We start from the raw sequence: 18,452 nt of genomic DNA on the forward strand, positions 1-18,452 counted from the left end.
CATGTGCGGGTGACGTAGCGAAAGCATTCGGTGGCGGCGCAGACTTCGTCATGCTTGGCGGTATGCTAGCAGGTCACGAGCAATCTGGCGGCGAAGTGATTGAAAAAGATGGCGAGAAGTTCATGAAGTTCTACGGCATGTCTTCTCAGTCGGCAATGGATAAGCACTCTGGCGGCGTTGCAAACTACCGCGCAGCAGAAGGTAAAACCGTTCTTCTGCCTTTCCGTGGTGATGTAAACAACACTATCCAAGACATCCTTGGCGGCGTTCGCTCTACTTGTACTTACGTAGGTGCAGCTAAGCTTAAAGAGCTTACTAAGCGTACTACGTTCATCCGTGTGCAAGAGCAAGAGAACAACGTGTTTGGTAAAGAGTAAGTCTCTACTTCAACAAACATTTGTGTAAAAACAACTAAACGTTGACACAACCACAAACTGATAAATGCCTCTTCACGCTACGAGTTTTCGAACCTCTGGCTAGTCCGTGAAGGGGCATTTTTGTATTTATACAATCCTTTTCTCTCATCTAATACAAAGTAGAACCTTTCTTTATACATAACTATCACTTATCTAACGAATAGCTAATCCCTCCTACAACGCCTATTACTCTGCGCGCATAATGCCCTCAATCCAAGTTATCTGATGCGCATCTTACCTTTATGAAACTGAGCCTGCTTGTAAAAGAACCTCTTTGCCATTTTTTGGCTATCTCTGCGTTGCTATTTGTTGTTTATGACCAAGTAGCGCCAGAGCCAGTTGCACCCAGTGAAAGCATAACTATCAGTGATGCACGAATCGAGCAGATGTATAACCGATTCGAGAAGCTTTGGCATCGTCCACCGTCTGATATCGAAATGACAGGACTCATTGATGATTACCTGTTGGATGAGATCTACGCATTAGAGGCCCGAGAGCTTGGCTTGGACAAAGGGGATGGCGTGATCAAGAAGCGGTTGCGCCAAAAAATGGAGTTTATGCTGTTCGATATTGCAGGTGCGGTACCGCCCAAGAAGCATGAGCTGCAAGAGTACCTTGAGCACAACGCTGAGCGTTACACCATTCCTGAGTCCTACGATTTAGAGGTGATTAGTCTGGATAAAGACGCGTCCGTAGCTGAGAAAAAGGCCTTTAAAGATCTGACCCGTAGTGTTGATGATAACAGTGATTTTTACGGGTATCGCTCTTACCAAAGATTCTCCGACGCCCCCGCAATTGGGTAGTGCGCCATTATGGTCAGCAGATTGTAGATGATGCAGATACCGGTGCTTGGGACTGGACTGGGCCTTATGAGCATGATGGCGTGATGCATTTAGTACGCGTTCTCAAGTTTACTCCCGAGCTATTGCCTCCACTAGAGGATATTGAAGGCAAAGTCTTTATGGACTGGCGTCAAGAGCACAATTTAGCGTTTAAGCGTGATTATGAACAGCAGCTATTGGAGCAGTACCGAAGTAGTGCATTTGAAGGGGATGCCGAATGATTTCGCGAAGAGTAAAGCGCTGGTTAGCTTTATATGGCTTGTCGCTTTAACACTAATCTCTGCTTCTTTAGCACAGGCTGACGATATGCGTCCAACCTCGTTAACAATACAAGCTACCGATGAAACAACGAGCGAGGTGATATTTAAGGTACCTGCTGCTGGCGGCAGAGTAATCAATCTAGGCGTCGCATTTGGCTCTGATACCAAAAATGTTTCGGTCAAAAACAACTACTTCACGGCAGATGCTTACGTCCAAACTTGGAATATTAGCCGTGAGGGCAGCCTTGCTGGGCTTGAAATCTCTATTGACGGATTGGAGCGAAACTCTGCTGATGTTTTATTGCGTGCCGTTGACCTAGAGGGAAACACGCAAACCAAAGTGCTTAATGTAGAGCAGCCGGATTATGTATTGCCGAGTCAACTGAGTGCTCAAGGCGCTTTCGTGACCTATGTGAAAATTGGTATCGATCATATATTGGTTGGACTTGACCACTTGCTGTTTGTTTCTTGTTTAATCTTTATCTCTGCTACCCGACGAAAGCTATTGCAAACCATAACTGGTTTCACCGTTGCTCATTCGATCACCTTAATTTTGGCCACGACAGGTCAGCTAGACCTACCCATAGTGCCGGTCGAGGCCGTTATTGCACTCAGCATAGTGTTTCTCGCTTGGGAAATTGCCAAGGATAAGCGGGATAGCTTGAGCTTGAAGCATCCTGTATTGGTCTCATCAAGTTTTGGCTTATTACACGGTTTCGGTTTTGCCACCGTTCTGAGTGATATAGGACTGCCTCAGGATGACAAGTTTGTTGCGCTCGCTGCGTTTAACGTGGGCGTCGAAATTGGCCAGCTAATGTTTGTAGGTGTGGCCTGCTCTCTATTTATCTTACTTGGAAAAGTCTATCAGTGCTGCAACAAGCAGTCACTCCGCCTGTATGTGAGTTACGGATGCGGTGTCGTCGCTATGTTCTGGCTTTTCGAACGTCTTTCTGCATTTCCAGTTGGTGTTTAACTGCAAACATCAATCACTACAAGCACAACTCTTTGGAGTATTATTATGAAAATCAGCAAACTTGCAGCTCTAGTGTGCCTAGGTTGCATGTCAACGGCAGCGTTCAGTGGAGATAGTGACGAGTTTTCTCCTTACGTTGACTCTAGACCGAATAACGTTTATTTCGGTGATACCCACCTGCATACGAGCTATTCGACGGATGCGGGCCTCATTGCCAACCGTTTAGGACCGGAAGAAGCCTATCGTTTCGCACGTGGTGAAGAAGTAACCTCTAGTATGGGGGTGAGAGCAAGACTGCATAAGCCTTTGGATTTCCTTGTCGTCTCTGATCACGCGGAAAACTTGGGGCTTTCTGTACTGATAGAAGAATCCAACCCAGAGCTACTCAAAAGCAAATGGGGAAAGATGATTCATGATGTCGCCAAAAAAGGCGACGCGCGCTCACTGACGATGGCCTACGACCAGTGGACGAAAGTTTTGATGGCGCTAGATGATCCGCTAAAAGATCAATCGAACCTAGCAAAAGTAATGTGGCAACGTTCAACGGAAGCGGCTGAGAAATATAACGAGCCAGGTCTGTTCACGACCTTGATCGGTTTTGAGTGGACACTGCAAGAAAAGGGTAACAACCTTCACCGCAATGTCATTTTCCGAGACGGCAAAGATAAAGCTGACCAAATTATTCCGCTTTCTCAGTATGACGCCCAAGATCCAGAGAAACTTTGGGACTGGATGGAGGCATATGAAGAAAATACAGGCGGTAAACTGCTAGCTATCCCACACAATGGTAACTTATCAAATGGTTTGATGTTCGATGATGTCACCATGACGGAGCAAAAACCCATTGACAGAGAGTACGCGGAACGCCGCATGCGCTGGGAGCCTCTGTATGAGGTGACACAGATGAAAGGTGATAGCGAAGCACACCCAATGCTATCGCCCGATGATGAATTTGCTGACTTTGAAACTCTCGATAAAGGAAGTTTTGGCGCCGCAGGCAAGACCAAAGACATGTTGCCAAAGGAATACGCTCGGGAAGCATACAAGCGTGGTTTGGAGTATCAAGAGAAGCTCGGAGCAAACCCGTTCAAGTTTGGCATGGTTGGTTCAACCGACTCTCATACCGGCCTGGCTACAGCTGAAGAGAACAACTACTTTGGTAAGGTGAGTCTGTTTGAGCCAGTGAAAACCCTAACAATGCGTTACGACGAGGTCATTACTGGACGCGCTGGCGAAGATAAGATCAAACAATACGCGAACCAAATTTCAGGTTCTGGTCTGGCTGCTGTTTGGGCAAGGGAGAACACCCGTGAAGCAATCTGGGATGCGATGTCACGCAAGGAGACGTATGCGACAACCGGCACTCGTATGCGCGTGCGTGTATTCGGCGGTTTTGATTTTACCGATGCCGATCTCACGCGTTCTGATTTTGTTGATTATGCCTATGAGAACGGCGTACCAATGGGTGGAGATCTAACCTACAACCGTGAAGCGCCGGGCTTCTTGATCCAAGCGAGCCGTGATGAAGATGGTGCCAACCTAGATCGTATTCAAGTAGTAAAGGGATGGGTCGACGAGCAGGGTGAATCTCATGAGCGTATCTATGATGTCGCTTTATCTGATGGTCGTGAGATTGATGAAAATGGTCGCAGCACTCAGCCTGTGGGCAATACGGTAGATATTGAGAACGCCACTTATACCAATGACATTGGTGAGCATTCACTAGAAACGTTTTGGAAGGATCCAGACTTTAATCCTGATGAAAATGCGTTTTACTACGTTCGCGTTTTGGAAATACCAACGCCACGCTGGACAACCTACGATGCGAAGTTTTTTGGTGTAGATATTCCTGAGAATGTCGCACCGACAATTCAAGAGCGCGCATACACATCGCCAATTTGGTATTCAAAAAATTCGTAACGCTTTTTTATTTCGAGCTGAACAGGGATGCAACCAGTTCGTTATAGCACATGGATGTGCATATGAGGCAGCGCTTGTTGCCTCTTATTTTTGAGGTCATCCCGTGTCAAAAAAAATCAGATTACTTCCTCTTTTTAGCCTGTTGATGCCGATGTTTAGCTACGCTCATGGCGGTCACGATATATCAGGTACCGCATCGGGCTTCTTCAGCGGCTTTTTACACCCATTTTATGGTGCCGACCATATGATTGCCATGGTTGCCGTTGGTCTTTGGGGGCATTTCTAGGTCGTCCAGCAATTTGGCTTTTACCAATTGTTTTTCCCGTCGTGATGGCCTTTGGTGGTGTACTGGGCATAGTTGGTGTGCCGCTGCCAGGTGTTGAACTTTCTATCGCTATATCGGGCACAGTATTGGGAGCGATGGTTTTCTTGGGGGCACGACCGCCTCTCTATGTGGCCGCTATTCTTGTGGGTTACTTTGCTATTTTCCATGGTTTTGCTCACGGTGATGAGTTGGTGAATGCCAAACAAGCACTCAGTTACTGTTTAGGGTTTGTACTCTCTACAGGGCTACTTCACTTGAATGGCATTTGTCTGGGTTTCTTAGTTAAGTGGCCATGGGGTGTGACAGTCACTAAGGTCGGGGGCTTGATGATTAGTGCAACAGGCTTTTTATACTTAGTAGGAGTGATGTAGTGGTGGCGGTTGTTGAAAAGTGCGGCCGAATTAACCGCATAATCCGATCGCTAGGTTGCTTGATTTCTATCTTATATTCAGCGAGTTCTTCTGCGCATGCACCGATAGAAGGCGTTGGCTATTTCTACAATGGCATCTTGCATCCATTTCTCGTACCGCCGCACTTTTTATTGATCGCGGTCTTGGGGTTGTATATGGGCCAAAAAGGCATCCAACACACCAAGTGGATTTTCAATGCGTTCATATTAGGCAACCTTATTGGCCTTGTTATTGCTTACATTTTCGCGCGCGACGGAATCCAATCGATTTTTCTCATCGTTGCTGCAGTTGTAGGGGTTCTAGTGTGCGCAAACCAATCGCTCCCACATCCGATTATGTTGATTTTGACTTTTGTGATGGGCTATATACCGGCTCTGATTCCATGCTTGATGGAGTGGCGGGACGGGACCTTGTCATCGCTTTGGTAGGTTGCGCCATTGGTGTGCTCCTCCTTCTGCTTTATGGGCTGGGTTTGGCGGACTATTTAAAGTCTGGTGCTGAATGGAAACCCATCTTGGTCCGCGTTCTGGGATCATGGGTAGTGGCCGTAGCGGTATTGGTGATTGTTTTGAACGCCTATTCACCCTCGATGAGTAACGCTCTGTAATATCTTGTTGTTTTTATGGATGTATTATCAATGATCGAAGAAAGGGCACAGCAGTTGCTTAACCGCTCTAAAGTGGTGCAAGACCGGATAAAACTCAGCGTCTTAGTTGGCATTGTGCTAGTTGGAATGCTGTTTCGCTCGTTTTTGCTCACTACAGAATCACAGTTAGACCCCAAAACCACACTTAATATCAGCGGGCCGTGGGAATTTACCTCTATTGAGCCAGCCAAACATGGGTACATTTATACCCGTATGCAAGTCATCGAGACTCTGCTTGATGTCGACAAGCAAGGGGATTAATCCCGCTCTGGCGAGTCAGTGGCACGTATCTGAAGATGGCCTGATGTGGACCTTTGAGCTTAGGTCTGATGTGTTGTTTCATGATTCAACTCAGCTTTCTGCACAAGATGTAAAGATATCACTAGAGGCCGCATGGGCGACACATGGGACATTAAAACGTGCCCCTATCGCTGGTATATATGCCACAGAATTACAGCAAGTTAAGATCCGCCTAAACCGACCTTTTCCTATGTTAGGGATGGTATTGGCCAGTTATTCTAATGCGATATTGAGCCGTAACGCCTTTGACTCTGAAGGAGCGGTACGTCAGCTCATAGGCACTGGGCCTTTCAAACTGCATACATTTGCCCCTCCACATAAGGTGGTGGTTGAACGATTTGACAACTATTGGGGACAGGTTGCATCAATCGAGCATGCCACTTACCTCACAGGACACCGAGCGGAGAGCCGAGTCTTACAGGCCAAATCTGGGGAAGCTGATATTGTTTTTACCATAGACCCGTCAACCTTTTCTCAACTGAGAACCGAACCTACGGTCAATATTGTCTCTCAATCTATCCCCAGAACACTGTTGCTAAAGCTGAATAGTGGTCATGAGTTTCTTGATTCAGTAGAAACCAGAAACGCACTGAGTTTAGCTATTAACCGTGAAGGAATTGCCAGACAAGTACTGCATGATAGCGATATGGCCTCCGATCAACTTTTGCCGAATAGCTTCCCCAAATGGCACATGAAAGATAGGTCTAATACACCCCAAAACATAGAGTTATCTATAGATCTTTTAGAAAAGCAAGGTTGGCTACTTAACGCAAAAGGGATGAGAGAGCGTGATGGCAAACTGTTTGAACTTACGCTGCTGACTTATGCCGACAGGCTGAGTTAACAGCTGTCGCAACCGCTATTCAGGCTCAGTGGGCAAAAATCGGTGTAAAGCTAAACGTGAATGTCACTAACTCAAGCATGATACCAGCGGGGCATCAGGATGGATCGTTACAGGTTGCGCTGAGTGCTAGAAATTACGGCTTCTTAGCCGATCCATTAACGACGATCCTAGAAGACTATGCTAATGGCGGTGGTGATTGGGGAGCAATGAATTGGCGTGATAACTCTATGGATAACCTAGAGAAAGTAAGCCAGAGTGTCGCACCAGATGTTGCCCATATTCAAAGTGCCGTAGAGGCCGTCTATCTTCAGAAACCGGTTATTCCAGTGGCTCATTATAAACAAAACATAGCTGTTAATGAGCGGGTGAGAGGTTTTGTCTTTGACCCCTATGAACGTAGCTATTATCTCAACCAAATGACTCTGGTGAACGTAGATGATTAAAACAAAACAGACAACCTTATGGTTGATTTTGCGAGCACGACTGATACAGCTTATCAGTGTGATGTTCGGCGTCGGTGTCGTTTCATTTGTCATGATGCGCAGTCTACCCGGCGATATGGCCTTCAGGATTGCTGCTGGTCGATATGGACAGGACAACGTCTCCGCAGAAGCCGCATTAATAGTAAGCAAGGAGCTGGGTACAAACGATGCGCCGGTGATGAGTTTAATGTCATGGTTTGGCGATCTATTAATGTTCAATCTTGGTGATTCACTAGTGAGTGGTGAGCCTGTCTGGGACATGGTCTGGCACCAGTTAGGGCACTCTTTAGTGCTGGCAATTGCTGGAATAGCCATCTCACTCGCCATTGCCATTCCATTAGGTATTGCGAGTGCACATTTTTTAGGCTGGTTCAATCGCATCGTCTCGTGGCTTTCTATCTCTATAAAGGCGGTACCTATCTTTGTCATAGGGATTGTGTTGATCGTGCTGTTTTCTATTCATTTGCAACTATTTCCAGTTGCAGGGTTTGGTCACTGGCGTTATTTGGTCTTGCCTGCGATGGCATTGGGTATCAGTTTGGCAGCGGTCTCCAATAGAGTTGTCTATACCAATACCAAATCGGTATTGTTGAGTTCGTATTATCAGTTTGCTCAAATAAAAGGTTTAAGACCAAGTCGGGCGTTCGTAAATCATGGCATTCGCAATCTATCGCTTCCAGTTGTGGCCTTTGTTGGTATTCAGTTTGTACAGGTCATTGAAGGCATTGTAATGATTGAATCGTTGTTTAGCTGGCCGGGAATTGGTCACGGATTAGCCCACGCTATTTTTGCGCGCGATATCCCTGTTATTCAAGGTAGTGCATTAATGATGGGAGCGATGTTCGTATTGTTAAACACCCTCACAGATATTGCCATCTATCTAATCGATTCAAGAGGTGATGATTCGTGTTACTACTAAAGCGCAATCAATACATTGGCATCGGGTTATTAAGCTTACTCTTTATCTCAGCACTCACTGTTTCTTGGAGCACACCGATAAAAGGCAGTGTTCAAGATCTGTCAAACGCGTTGGCAATGCCGAGTTCTGCTCATTGGCTTGGCACAGACCAATATGGCAGAAGCATGGTGGTGAGACTATCTGAAGCCATTACTCTGTCGTTCGGCTTAGCACTCATCTGTATGTTGACGTCGTCAATAATCGGCACTGGGTTAGGGACTTTAGCGGCTTGGCAAGGTAAGCGATTAGAGCAACTCCTTGATGTGGTCTCCAACATATTGCTCGCAATGCCAGCGTTAGTTGTGGTGTTGCTGTTGTCAGCAATATTTCCGGGATCATTTGTCGCTATCTACGTGGCCATTGCGATGGTGCAATGGATTGAATACTACCGTGTGGTGAAAAGTCGCTCTCGTATTGTGCTAGCGAGCAGTCGTGTTGAAGCCTCAAAAATGCTTGGTTTCTCGAACCTGTATGTGCTGCGACGTCATGTGTGGCCAGAGATAGCGGGTACAGTGTTGACCTTAGCTGCATTTGGTGGGGCAAACGCCGTGCTGATGATGGCAACTCTTGGGTTTGTCTATGTCGGTTTGCAGCCACCCATTGCCGAGCTGGGATTGATGAGCGTAGAGCTCTTTCCTTATTACGAACAAGCACCCTGGTTGCTAATACAACCTCTCATCGTTATCTCACTATTAGTGTTAGGTTTTCATCTTATTGCAGGAGAGACAACTAGTGAAACTGAGTACTAGCCAGCTTGCTGTGTATCAAGGGGAGAGTCAGTTACTTTCACCAGTATCAATTGAACTGAACGCTTCTCAGCCGTTAACCATACTCGGCGCCACGGGTGCAGGGAAAAGTTTATTGCTTCAGGCCATTATGGGGTCGTTACCCAACAGCTTAACGGTGACCGGAGAAGTTAGAGTGAATGGTAAGGTTGTGTCATACCATCAACGACGACATCTGTGGGGGAAAATGCTTGCGTTGTTGCCTCAAGAGCCTTGGAAATCTCTGGATCCACTCATGAGAGTGTATAAGCAGATAGCTGAGGTATTTCGGTATACGCAGGGTTTAGATGAATATCAGTCCATTAAACGCAGTTTGGCCGCACTTGATGAGATGGGCCTGGCGGGACATGAGATGAAACGCCCTGAAGAGTTGTCGGGTGGCATGGCTCAGCGTGTTGCCATGCTTTGTACGGTAGCGGCCGGTGCGCCAATTCTAATGGTAGACGAGCCAACAAAAGGCCTTGATGTCGCCTTTCGCCAAGAGGTTATCGAGACACTCAAGCATCATGCAGGGAAGGGTGTGTTATTGACCATTACCCACGATATTGAGGTGGCCCAGCAATTAGCGGGCAATGTGATTGTCATGAAAGAAGGCATGGTGGTTGAACGGGGTACGGCACAGGAAGTATTGACTTGCCCTAAACATGATTACACCCAATCGTTAATTAACGCTCAACCGAAACAATGGCCACTTGAGGCTCACTCTCCTCATGGCGCACATATTCTCAGCGCCCACCAATTGGTTGTAGGACGATTAGGGCGCGCAATTACTAAACCGTTAAGTTTTAGCGTTCAGCGTGGTGAGATAGTTGGGGTTTTTGGTGCAAGTGGAGCCGGAAAAAGTACGCTTGGCGACACTCTCTTAGGATTGATTCCGACTATCTCAGGACAAGTCGATGTGCTTGAGGAGGTATCTTGGCATCATCGCTGGCTCAAAGTGTATCAAGACCCACCGGCTTCGTTCGAACCCAGCGTCAAGTTAGGGACTTTACTTGATGAACTACTGCATATCCACTCCTTGACCAAGGATGCACTACGGTCTGCAATGAGTGAGCTAGATTTGTCGGTTCGCTTGCTTGAGCGACGAGTTTCGGAGTTGTCTGGTGGAGAGTTGCAGCGTTTTTCCATTATAAGGGCGATGTTGCTTCGACCAAGCTTTATCTTTGCCGATGAGCCTGTGTCTCGTCTTGACCCTATTACTGGGCGTGCTGTAGTGCACAAACTTGTTGATTTTGCCAAGCAATCTCAATGTGGCTGATGATTGTCTCGCATGACCGTGCGATGCTCGAAAGAGTGTGCAATAAAATTATCGTGGTTTAACAACCCTCGACACCAGCGTAGGGCGGGTGTCGAGATTATCAATTGAACGCAGCTTTGAGCGTGTTCCTCATTGCTTGGTGCGATTCGGAACTAAGGTGGCGTTTATGATAGGCCAATCGATAGGGGAACTGACGAAGGCGAACCGGACACTCGATGATGTGTAAATCAAGTACCTCTGCCCAGCGTGTTGCCAATGACTTAGATAGTACTGCAATGTGGTCACTAGAGGCGACATGCAACAACATCGCTGACTTTGAACCGACTTTAAGTTTGATGTTGCGCTCTTTTACGGGCTCTAATGCACCGTGCTCGAAGGCGTAGAGCTTCTCCCATTTTGTTGCCAATACAACATGTCCAAGTTCGTAGAATTTTTCTACTGAGAGTTCTTCTCCAATGTTAGGGTGTCCTTTGCGACAAACGACAACAGGTTCCTCTTCGAAGATTGGCTCAAACTCAAGTGATGGGTCATTAACGGTGAAGACTGAAATTGCCATGTCTAGACTCTGATTACGCAGACTCTGGATAATGGTGTGTTGGTCAACCGACATTTCTTCCAGGTTAATATCCTCGATGTCGGATACGATATGAATTAATGCCTCGGTTACAAAGACATTGAACTGTTCGGTATCGGACAGCGCATTAGTGATTTCATCGTAGGCTTGTTGTGTGCGCTTGGCGAGTTTATGGGCTGCCGCAGTGGGCTGAATCCCACGGCCTTGTTTCACAAATAGTTGATAGCCGAGGTTTTGCTCCATCTTTCTTATCGCACCGCTGACGCCTGGCTGACTAATACCTATATTTTCAGCAGCAATAGTAAATGAGCTATGTCGATAGACCTCGATAAAAGTTCGCATTAAATTGAGATCGAAATGATTCATCAGTTGTCGTTTCCCTTTTGGGCGATGATGTTTTTAAGGTGCGTCCAGTGACGACCTTGTGCTTATTGATACATTAGCATAACTACTGTCATTTTATGTTGTGGTAATGTCATAAGCACCAGCTATTTCTGATATCACTACCGTCATCTGCATCGTATTCGCACCAGTCGCTAAAATATTGCTTCTTTTGATTACATTAGGTTTTATTCATGAAGTCTTGTTTTAGCTATAGTTGTTTACTAGTAGGTTTGACAGTCATTTCCTCGAGTGTTTTAGCTGACGACTCTGAGGTACAAGATATGTCAGATCCTCTAGCGGTTTATTCTACCGGTGGTATCGGTATTGCTGACAAAGGCGGGTATTTAAAACTTGGGCAACAGTACTCACTTGGTCAACCAAATAAAGGTGGCATGAACGTCTTTGAAGTGAAGGGAATTGGAGGAGAGTTATTAGGCATTAGAGACAGAAACAAGTCTGGCTTCGAAAATGTGGACAATTCAATAGATTCAGTTCGCCTAAGAAATTTCACGGTTGATTACAGTAAGATGCAAGGCCGTCAGCTTGACATCAACTACGATGTTGACGCCGACGCATTCAGCACGTCATACAGCTTTATCCAAGCAGCTCCACAAATGGGAAAACTGAGACTCTATCCTCTGGGGGAGTAGGTTTAAACATCGTGAATGATGTCGAAGTAGATCCAGATACAGGCAGCGAAACCAAACTAGGTTACATGATCCCTGGTACCTTCGCGATGGTCGGTATGTATAGTTCATTCCATTTTACCGATTCTATCTGGCTAAATTACAACCCTATGTATATGCATACATTATCTGGTGCTGATAAATATACTAAAGGTGGCTTTTACGGTGAAAGTAGCGTGTTAAATCATGAAGTTGCTTTATCGTATCAGATTAATCCGCGAGCGAATGTTCGTTACTTTGCTAACTGGAATGATAAAGTCCGATTTTCTGAAGGTGATCATCGTATCGAGTTTAACTATCAGTTCTAATGCTTTGACTGACCCTGCGATTTAGATCTATTATCATTCAAAATAAAACGCTGCTCAGAAAGTATATTTGAGCAGCGTTTTTTGTTTTTATATGAAGCACTCTACATGCATCTGATTAATGTCTTTGTTGAATTCAAATTCAGCGCTCAGGTATACTATTTACGAACTGTTGGACCCACGTTTTTCTCGATACTAACTTGTTGTTCACAATGATTTTTCATCGACCTTAATCATGATGCCTAGTAGAGGAAATAACTTTTTAGCTACGATGTAATGTCGCTCATATTTGAAAAGTACACCCCATACACAAAAATAAAGCGAGCCATATCACTGGCTCGCTGATTCATTGAGGTTACTTTACATACTCAACCGTTAATTGTTTGAACTCTCCATCAAACGGGAAAGGCAAATCTTTGTAGTAAGCATTCGACACTGGCGATCCTTCGTCACTAGCGACATCGAAGCCATCGTTAAGTGAGAACATTGAAGGAACCGTCGACGGGATACGGCCTTTTGCGTACTGCTCTCCATCTACTTTCAAAACGATATCCATCGGTGCATAAGGGCGCTGTTCGACCATTCGAGCTTCTACCGTGATTTCTACATCACCTTCAGGTAGTTTTTTGTCTGCTGAGATAATGGTTCGTTCCATTAGGAAGTTGTTGTATTCGTAGTTTAGATAGCCATCTTTTACGAAGAAAGTCACACCACCAGCATACGCACCCGTTGCAAAAACGACACCGTTGGTTTCAGGAGTCACCTTCGCTTGCAATGTTGCATCAAAAGAAGCAGTAAAGATCTTTGGTGCAGCAAACTCTGGAATTCTGACGGTAGGACTTTCAAAGTTCCATACAGATTGGTCTTTTACCGGCGCATCTTGCGGGCTGATAAGTGCTGTAGACCAGAAGCTACCACCAATTGGTAGAACGTCATTCTTCTTAGCTTCTTCCAAGAAGATTTGTTTCATTTCTTCGAGTTTTTCTGGGTACTTTTCTGCAAGGTCATTGGCTTGTGACCAATCCTCCTCAATGTTGTAAAGCTCCCATTTGTCTTTGTTAGGATCCCATTTTGAGATATCTACACCGCCTGCAAGCCATGGCACACGTGGTGAGAACGTACCCGCGAACCAGCCATCATGATAGATACCACGACTACCCATGATCTCGAAATACTGAGTTTTCTTGTGACCTTCTGCTTTCGGTTCATCAAATGCATACTTCATGCTTACCCCGTCAATAGGGTCTTGAGCATAGCCATTAACCATAACAGGAGCCTCAATATCGAGGATGTCATAGATGGTTGGCGCAATGTCGTTTACGTGATGGAATTGAGGACGTGGTGTATCGTCATGTTTAATGCCTTTGGGCCAACTAATAGCTAAAGGTTGACGTGTTCCACCGAAATGTCCTGCAATAAGTTTGGTGGATTTATAAGGGGTGCTGCCTGCCCATGCCCAACCAGCGTGCATCATGTTCTCTGTCTTTGGAGAACCTATCGCATCCAAACCGCCGATCTTATCCAACGCTTCCATTTGCTGTTTCGTTGTTGTCGGGATGGCATTTTGAGCGAGTAGTTCTGCGATAGAGCCATTTTGACCCTCTGCAGATGCGCCATTGTCCCCGAAGATATAGATAACAATGGTATTGTCCTTTTCACCCATCTTCTCAAGTTCGTCAATAACTCGGCCTGCTTGAACGTCAGCGTGCTCCATGAAGCCTGCGTAAACTTCCATTAGCCTGATTTGGAAATCACGTTCGTCCTCTGGGATATCGTCCCACGCAGCAAGAGTTTCTGGTCGAGCTGTTAATTTGGTATCCCCTGGAATCCAACCGATTTCCTTCGCGCGCTTAAATACACGCTCGCGATACTCATCCCAACCGCCATCAAACTTGCCTTTATACTTGTCCGCCCACTCTTTCATAATGTGATGAGGGCCATGAGCAGCACCCGGTGCCCAATACATAAAGAACGGCTTCTCTGGTTGCAATGCTTCTTGTTTATGTAGCCAGTCAATAGCTTTATCGGCGAGGTCAACGCTCAAATGGTAGCCTTCTTTGTGCACAACAGAAGGATCAACCATAGTGGTATTGTGTACCAGTGCAGGCTCCCAGTGTGATGCTTCGCCTGCCAAGAAACCATAAAAGTGCTCAAAGCCATAGCCTGTTGGCCAGTTGTCAAATGGGCCAACTTCACTGGTTTCTGACGATGGGGTATTGTGCCATTTACCGAATGCAGAGGTTGCATAGCCGTATTGGCGAAGCACTTCTGCCATTGTCGCGCTGGTCTTAGGAATCACACCGGAATAGCCATCCCAGTCGTTGGCAAACTCTGCAATGACGCCATTACCGACTCGGTGGTGGTTCCGACCGGTAAGGAGAGAGGCTCTGGTTGGCGAGCACATGGCTGTTGAGTGAAAGCGGTTAAACGAAATACCTTCCTTAGCAACTTTGGTTAGAGTCGGGGTGTTAATTTCACCACCGTAGGTGCTTGCTTGTCCTGGGCCAACATCATCAAGCATAATGATCATGATGTTTGGTGCGTTTTTTGGAAGGTGGTTGATTACCTCTCGTTTTTTGTGGACAGATTCCGCGATAGTGTTACCGGCTTTGGAAGCGGACGGGACTTCAGGAAAAGGAAGTATATTTTGTGCTTGAGAAGGCGATGATGCTGCGGCAAAGCACACCATTATTGCGCTTGTTATCTTATTCATTTAGCGACCTTTAGATTGGATAAATCGGCCAAATAATAAAGTGGATTTTGTTATGAATGTAGGTGGTGGTATTTATTTCAACTATAAGTGCTCTTTATAGTGCTAATATCTTAAGTTCTAACAGCCTATTTACCTCCTCTTCTCTTAATTCCTCTGCTTATATTTAAATGGATAAGACTAATGCATAAGCAGTGCTTATATCAGATCAAACTGACAGTTACTACATAAGCACGGTTTATATTTGTATATTCAAAATCAATCCGGTTGATAGTGTAGAAATACGCACATCAACTACCTCTCAAATGAAGCGACTGAATATGCAAACTTCGACTCACTACCATATCATGGCCAAACCAACAGGCTCTGTTTGTAATATAGAGTGTGACTACTGTTTTTATCTCGAAAAGCACAAACTCTATCCGTCTCGTCAGACGGATTGGCGAATGGATGACAAGACGCTTGAGCGTTATATACAGCAAACTATTGACGCTCAAGATGGTGATTACGTCCAGTTTACTTGGCAGGGTGGTGAGCCGATGTTGATGGGACTGCTTTTTTATAAGAAGGCGGTACGTTTAGCTAAGCAGCATGCTAATGGTAAAAGGATAGAGCATACTTTCCAAACTAACGGATTGCTCATCAATGATGAGTGGTGTGTGTTTTTTAAACAACATCATTTTCTTATAGGTATCTCTATTGATGGCCCTCAGTATTTACACGATAGATACCGTAAAACGCGCTCTGGCAAACCAACTCACCAAAAAGTTGAGGAAGGGATCAAGCTACTTAAAAAGCACGGCGTTGAATTTAATACACTTACAGTCATAAACAGTGACAACGTTAAGCATCCCAAAGAAGTATACCAATACCTCAAAGATCTGGGCTCAAACTATATACAATTCATTCCTCTGGTAGAACGAGAGTCTGAAGGTCTGCAACAGCAAAAGTTACGATTGGTGTTACCTCACGAGTCAGCAGCAAAGATAACTTCTTGGTCGGTGCCACCCAAAGCGTATGGTCGTTTTTTGTCAGAAATTTTTGATATCTGGGTGCGAAGGGACGTTGGGCGGATATTTGTAAACATGTTTGACTCTACGTTAAGTGCCTGGTGCGACGCACCCACCAGCATTTGCCATTTATCAGAAAGTTGTGGAAGAGCATTTGCTCTGGAGTCGAATGGTGACTTGTATTGTTGTGATCATTACGTCTATCCAGAATATTTGCTGGGCAATATACACCATCAAACAATCAATGAATGTAAGTCGAATTATCTCGCCACAGAGTTTAAAAACAAAAAACAACGACTCACCTCTGAATGTCAGGCATGCGCTTACAGGTTTGCCTGTCACGGCGGGTGTCCTAAGCATAGGTTTGCGGTAAGCAACGATGGCCACCCCGGACACAACTATTTCTGCCAAGGTTACCAAGATTTTTTTGAACATAGTTCTATGCATATGCAGACAATGAGAAAACTTGTTACAAGCGGGCGATTTGCAGACGAAATTATGTTGATGATTGCCTATCAAGAGAGCAGCAAGCTAACGGTATCAAACACTATTGCGCGAAATGAACAGTGTCCTTGTCAAAGCGGTAAAAAATACAAGCGCTGTTGTGGCGCTCAGTGAGGAAAATGATGAACTTAGATCTTAATCTTCTTAAGGTATTCTTGGAAGCCTATCAATACGAGTCGTATACGAAAGCGGCGATCTATCTTGGGATGAGTCAACCGGCGGTTAGCTCGTCGATTAAGCGGTTGGAAGATGAGATTGGTGAGCCTCTTTTTTATCGAGAGGGTAGAGGGATGAAACCGACGGCGATGGCGACACGCCTTGCGGCTCGATTTAGATTAGGGTTCGATGAGATCCAAAATGCATTGGCAGATAGGTTTGTCTATTCGGCATATGTCAGTGAAACCTTAGCGATTGACCTGCCAGATTTGCCTTCGATTGTGATTGAGCATACGCCATCGGACCAAAATCAATTGATGCAGAATATTAAGTCTTTGTCCGTAGACCTTGCTGTTGGCATCTTCTTGGTAAAAGACCCTTCTATTGTTTGCGAACCAATATTTCGAGAACCAACGGTGGTCGTTTGTTCTAATAAACACCCTCGTATTGGAGAGACTATATCAGTTCATCGATTCTATCAAGAGCACCACACTGCGCTGGCGACACTCTGGCAGGGGATGGATGGTTTTGCTCTAATTGCCAACCAAAATGCGCAAGAGCGCAGCATAATGTGTAAGGTTAACTCAATGTCGGCGGCGTTAATGGATGTGAGCTCGAGTGAACGAATCGCAGTAATACCGCGCCGAATTGCTATGATGTGGTGCAAACCTTTAGGGTTAAAAGTATTTGATAACCTATAATGCACAAAGAGGTTGAATATAGTTTGGCCTATCATCGTCGTTATCTTGATAACGATAGACACAAGCAATTGAGAGAACATATTCGAACAGTTATCGCTGACCAACATGACGTGTCAATTGAAGAAGCATTCGCAAATTAATGGCGTTGTGTCGACATTAGTAAGAAGGAAATATATGAAAACAGTACTATGCTTTGGTGATTCTAATACTTGGGGTTGCGCTCCGGATTTGCCACGCCGATATAATATGCAAGAGCGCTGGACGATGCGCTTACAGCAAAAACTGGGCAGTGAATATCGAATCATTGAAGAGGGGCAAAACAGTCGTACAACAGTACTTGATGACCCCTATGAACCCGGTAAGAAAGGACTTGATTACCTGCTCCCTTGTTTAGAGAGTCACCATCCTGATTTGGTCATTATTATGCTCGGCACTAATGATCTAAAATCTCGGTTTAATGTTACGGCCAGCGATATCTCAAAGGGGGCGTCTCGCCTCGTGCAAGTTGTGCAGAACTTCCAACATGGCTTTATGTCCCAGCCACCAAAGGTTTTGCTGGTCTCACCGACTCTAGTCTATGAATCGGATCCTTCCAAAGAGGGCTTTGAGGGGGCTGAAGAAAAATCCAAGCAACTGAGCCACTTCTATGCAAAAAGAGCGAGTGAGTTAGGTTGTTTTTTTCTTGATGCAGCACAACATGTTGGACCTTGTGAGAGCGAGGGGATTCACTGGCGGGTAGAGACTCATGAGCAATTTGCAGATCTATTACAGGAGAAGGTGAAATCTGCTCTGCAGTAAACTATGAAGTATATGTCTTTGGATGTGATTCATAGCAGACGTTATCTCATGTCAACTATGATATAAACGTCAAATTTTCATTCAGTTGTGTCCGGTAGGTCACAGTAAGTTATGCTTATCCAAAACCAGAGTCGATGAGGCCTTGTCGGGCCCGTAAAGGCTAGGGCAAACCACGCTGTTACATGAGAGGGATTGTAACAGCGTG

General features: G+C 45.4%; 17 protein-coding genes and 3 pseudogenes. 18 read left to right on the top strand and 2 right to left on the bottom strand.

Features of this window, described 5'->3' with window-relative positions; translation table 11 throughout:
• The 14 genes and pseudogenes from TZ48_RS01000 to TZ48_RS01060 form a co-directional block, all read left to right on the top strand.
• The coding region (locus TZ48_RS01000; protein ID WP_239670638.1) for an IMP dehydrogenase at positions 1–377 on the top strand (377 nt) is incomplete at its 5' end.
• A gap of 281 nt (positions 378–658) precedes the next feature.
• The gene (locus TZ48_RS01005; protein WP_112477920.1) at positions 659–1,219 is read left to right on the top strand and encodes a hypothetical protein; all 561 of its coding nucleotides are present in this window, start codon (positions 659–661) and stop codon (positions 1,217–1,219) included.
• Positions 1,219–1,479, top strand: coding sequence for a hypothetical protein (locus TZ48_RS01010; RefSeq protein ID WP_112477921.1), 261 nt, complete (start codon positions 1,219–1,221; stop codon positions 1,477–1,479). Before TZ48_RS01005 ends, TZ48_RS01010 begins: the two co-directional genes overlap by 1 nt.
• Positions 1,421–2,491: a HupE/UreJ family protein gene (locus TZ48_RS01015; protein ID WP_239670639.1), complete on the top strand. Its 1,071-nt coding sequence runs from the start codon at positions 1,421–1,423 to the stop codon at positions 2,489–2,491. The genes TZ48_RS01010 and TZ48_RS01015 overlap by 59 nt, the downstream gene beginning before the upstream one ends.
• Before the next feature lie 45 nt (positions 2,492–2,536).
• A complete protein-coding gene (locus TZ48_RS01020; protein ID WP_112477923.1) occupies positions 2,537–4,411 on the top strand; it encodes a DUF3604 domain-containing protein in 1,875 nt (624 codons plus the stop codon).
• Positions 4,412–4,562: 151 nt separating this feature from the next.
• Positions 4,563–5,107: pseudogene (locus tag TZ48_RS01025) on the top strand (HupE/UreJ family protein).
• A gap of 2 nt (positions 5,108–5,109) precedes the next feature.
• A pseudogene (locus tag TZ48_RS26200) lies at positions 5,110–5,445 on the top strand (HupE/UreJ family protein); the annotation flags it as partial.
• 5 nt (positions 5,446–5,450) lie between these two features.
• Entirely contained in the window at positions 5,451–5,753 is a 303-nt protein-coding gene (locus TZ48_RS24595) for a hypothetical protein (protein ID WP_239670642.1), read from the top strand.
• 30 nt (positions 5,754–5,783) lie between these two features.
• On the top strand, positions 5,784–6,053 hold the full coding sequence (locus TZ48_RS24265; protein WP_162674434.1) for a hypothetical protein: 270 nt from the start codon (positions 5,784–5,786) through the stop codon (positions 6,051–6,053).
• On the top strand, positions 6,031–6,936 hold the full coding sequence (locus TZ48_RS01040) for an ABC transporter substrate-binding protein (protein WP_162674435.1): 906 nt from the start codon (positions 6,031–6,033) through the stop codon (positions 6,934–6,936). Before TZ48_RS24265 ends, TZ48_RS01040 begins: the two co-directional genes overlap by 23 nt.
• A gap of 56 nt (positions 6,937–6,992) precedes the next feature.
• Positions 6,993–7,379, top strand: coding sequence for a periplasmic substrate-binding domain-containing protein (locus tag TZ48_RS01045; RefSeq protein ID WP_162674436.1), 387 nt, complete (start codon positions 6,993–6,995; stop codon positions 7,377–7,379).
• Complete coding sequence (locus TZ48_RS01050; RefSeq protein WP_112477928.1) at positions 7,372–8,337, top strand: ABC transporter permease; 966 nt, start codon at positions 7,372–7,374, stop codon at positions 8,335–8,337. The genes TZ48_RS01045 and TZ48_RS01050 overlap by 8 nt, the downstream gene beginning before the upstream one ends.
• Positions 8,325–9,125, top strand: coding sequence for an ABC transporter permease (locus TZ48_RS01055; RefSeq protein ID WP_112478072.1), 801 nt, complete (start codon positions 8,325–8,327; stop codon positions 9,123–9,125). Before TZ48_RS01050 ends, TZ48_RS01055 begins: the two co-directional genes overlap by 13 nt.
• Complete coding sequence (locus TZ48_RS01060) at positions 9,109–10,419, top strand: ABC transporter ATP-binding protein (protein WP_162674437.1); 1,311 nt, start codon at positions 9,109–9,111, stop codon at positions 10,417–10,419. The genes TZ48_RS01055 and TZ48_RS01060 overlap by 17 nt, the downstream gene beginning before the upstream one ends.
• A gap of 100 nt (positions 10,420–10,519) precedes the next feature.
• On the opposite strand, the gene TZ48_RS01065 is transcribed toward TZ48_RS01060, so the two are convergent.
• The gene (locus TZ48_RS01065) at positions 10,520–11,359 is read right to left on the bottom strand and encodes a LysR family transcriptional regulator (RefSeq protein WP_112477930.1); all 840 of its coding nucleotides are present in this window, start codon (positions 11,357–11,359) and stop codon (positions 10,520–10,522) included.
• 209 nt (positions 11,360–11,568) lie between these two features.
• Between TZ48_RS01065 and TZ48_RS01070 the strand changes: the two are divergent.
• A pseudogene (locus TZ48_RS01070) lies at positions 11,569–12,371 on the top strand (hypothetical protein).
• A 352-nt stretch (positions 12,372–12,723) separates the two neighbouring features.
• Here the strand turns inward: TZ48_RS01070 and TZ48_RS01075 are convergent.
• On the bottom strand, positions 12,724–15,081 hold the full coding sequence (locus TZ48_RS01075; RefSeq protein WP_112477931.1) for an arylsulfatase: 2,358 nt from the start codon (positions 15,079–15,081) through the stop codon (positions 12,724–12,726).
• A gap of 344 nt (positions 15,082–15,425) precedes the next feature.
• Between TZ48_RS01075 and TZ48_RS01080 the strand changes: the two genes are divergently transcribed.
• From TZ48_RS01080 to TZ48_RS01090, 3 genes are all read left to right on the top strand, one after another.
• On the top strand, positions 15,426–16,706 hold the full coding sequence (locus tag TZ48_RS01080) for an anaerobic sulfatase maturase (RefSeq protein WP_239670658.1): 1,281 nt from the start codon (positions 15,426–15,428) through the stop codon (positions 16,704–16,706).
• 5 nt (positions 16,707–16,711) lie between these two features.
• Positions 16,712–17,449, top strand: a complete 738-nt coding sequence (locus tag TZ48_RS01085; RefSeq protein WP_239670643.1) for a LysR family transcriptional regulator — start codon at positions 16,712–16,714, stop codon at positions 17,447–17,449.
• 174 nt (positions 17,450–17,623) lie between these two features.
• On the top strand, positions 17,624–18,247 hold the full coding sequence (locus TZ48_RS01090; protein ID WP_112477933.1) for an SGNH/GDSL hydrolase family protein: 624 nt from the start codon (positions 17,624–17,626) through the stop codon (positions 18,245–18,247).
• The last annotated feature ends 205 nt before the right edge of the window (positions 18,248–18,452 follow it).

The sequence above is a fragment of the Vibrio variabilis genome, assembly GCF_003263785.1.
Lineage (GTDB): Bacteria > Pseudomonadota > Gammaproteobacteria > Enterobacterales > Vibrionaceae > Vibrio > Vibrio variabilis.

What these genes read in the sequence shown, in the direction of transcription:
- TZ48_RS01005 (WP_112477920.1), top strand. Translation starts at nt 659, where the DNA reads ATGAAACTGAGCCTGCTTGTAAAAGAACCTCTTTGCCATTTTTTGGCT.
- TZ48_RS01015 (WP_239670639.1), top strand. Translation starts at nt 1,421, where the DNA reads ATGAACAGCAGCTATTGGAGCAGTACCGAAGTAGTGCATTTGAAGGGG.
- TZ48_RS01020 (WP_112477923.1), top strand. Translation starts at nt 2,537, where the DNA reads ATGAAAATCAGCAAACTTGCAGCTCTAGTGTGCCTAGGTTGCATGTCA.
- TZ48_RS24265 (WP_162674434.1), top strand. Translation starts at nt 5,784, where the DNA reads ATGATCGAAGAAAGGGCACAGCAGTTGCTTAACCGCTCTAAAGTGGTG.
- TZ48_RS01040 (WP_162674435.1), top strand. Translation starts at nt 6,031, where the DNA reads ATGTCGACAAGCAAGGGGATTAATCCCGCTCTGGCGAGTCAGTGGCAC.
- TZ48_RS01050 (WP_112477928.1), top strand. Translation starts at nt 7,372, where the DNA reads ATGATTAAAACAAAACAGACAACCTTATGGTTGATTTTGCGAGCACGA.
- TZ48_RS01065 (WP_112477930.1), bottom strand. Translation starts at nt 11,359, where the DNA reads ATGAATCATTTCGATCTCAATTTAATGCGAACTTTTATCGAGGTCTAT.
- TZ48_RS01075 (WP_112477931.1), bottom strand. Translation starts at nt 15,081, where the DNA reads ATGAATAAGATAACAAGCGCAATAATGGTGTGCTTTGCCGCAGCATCA.
- TZ48_RS01080 (WP_239670658.1), top strand. Translation starts at nt 15,426, where the DNA reads ATGGCCAAACCAACAGGCTCTGTTTGTAATATAGAGTGTGACTACTGT.
- TZ48_RS01085 (WP_239670643.1), top strand. Translation starts at nt 16,712, where the DNA reads ATGATGAACTTAGATCTTAATCTTCTTAAGGTATTCTTGGAAGCCTAT.
- TZ48_RS01090 (WP_112477933.1), top strand. Translation starts at nt 17,624, where the DNA reads ATGAAAACAGTACTATGCTTTGGTGATTCTAATACTTGGGGTTGCGCT.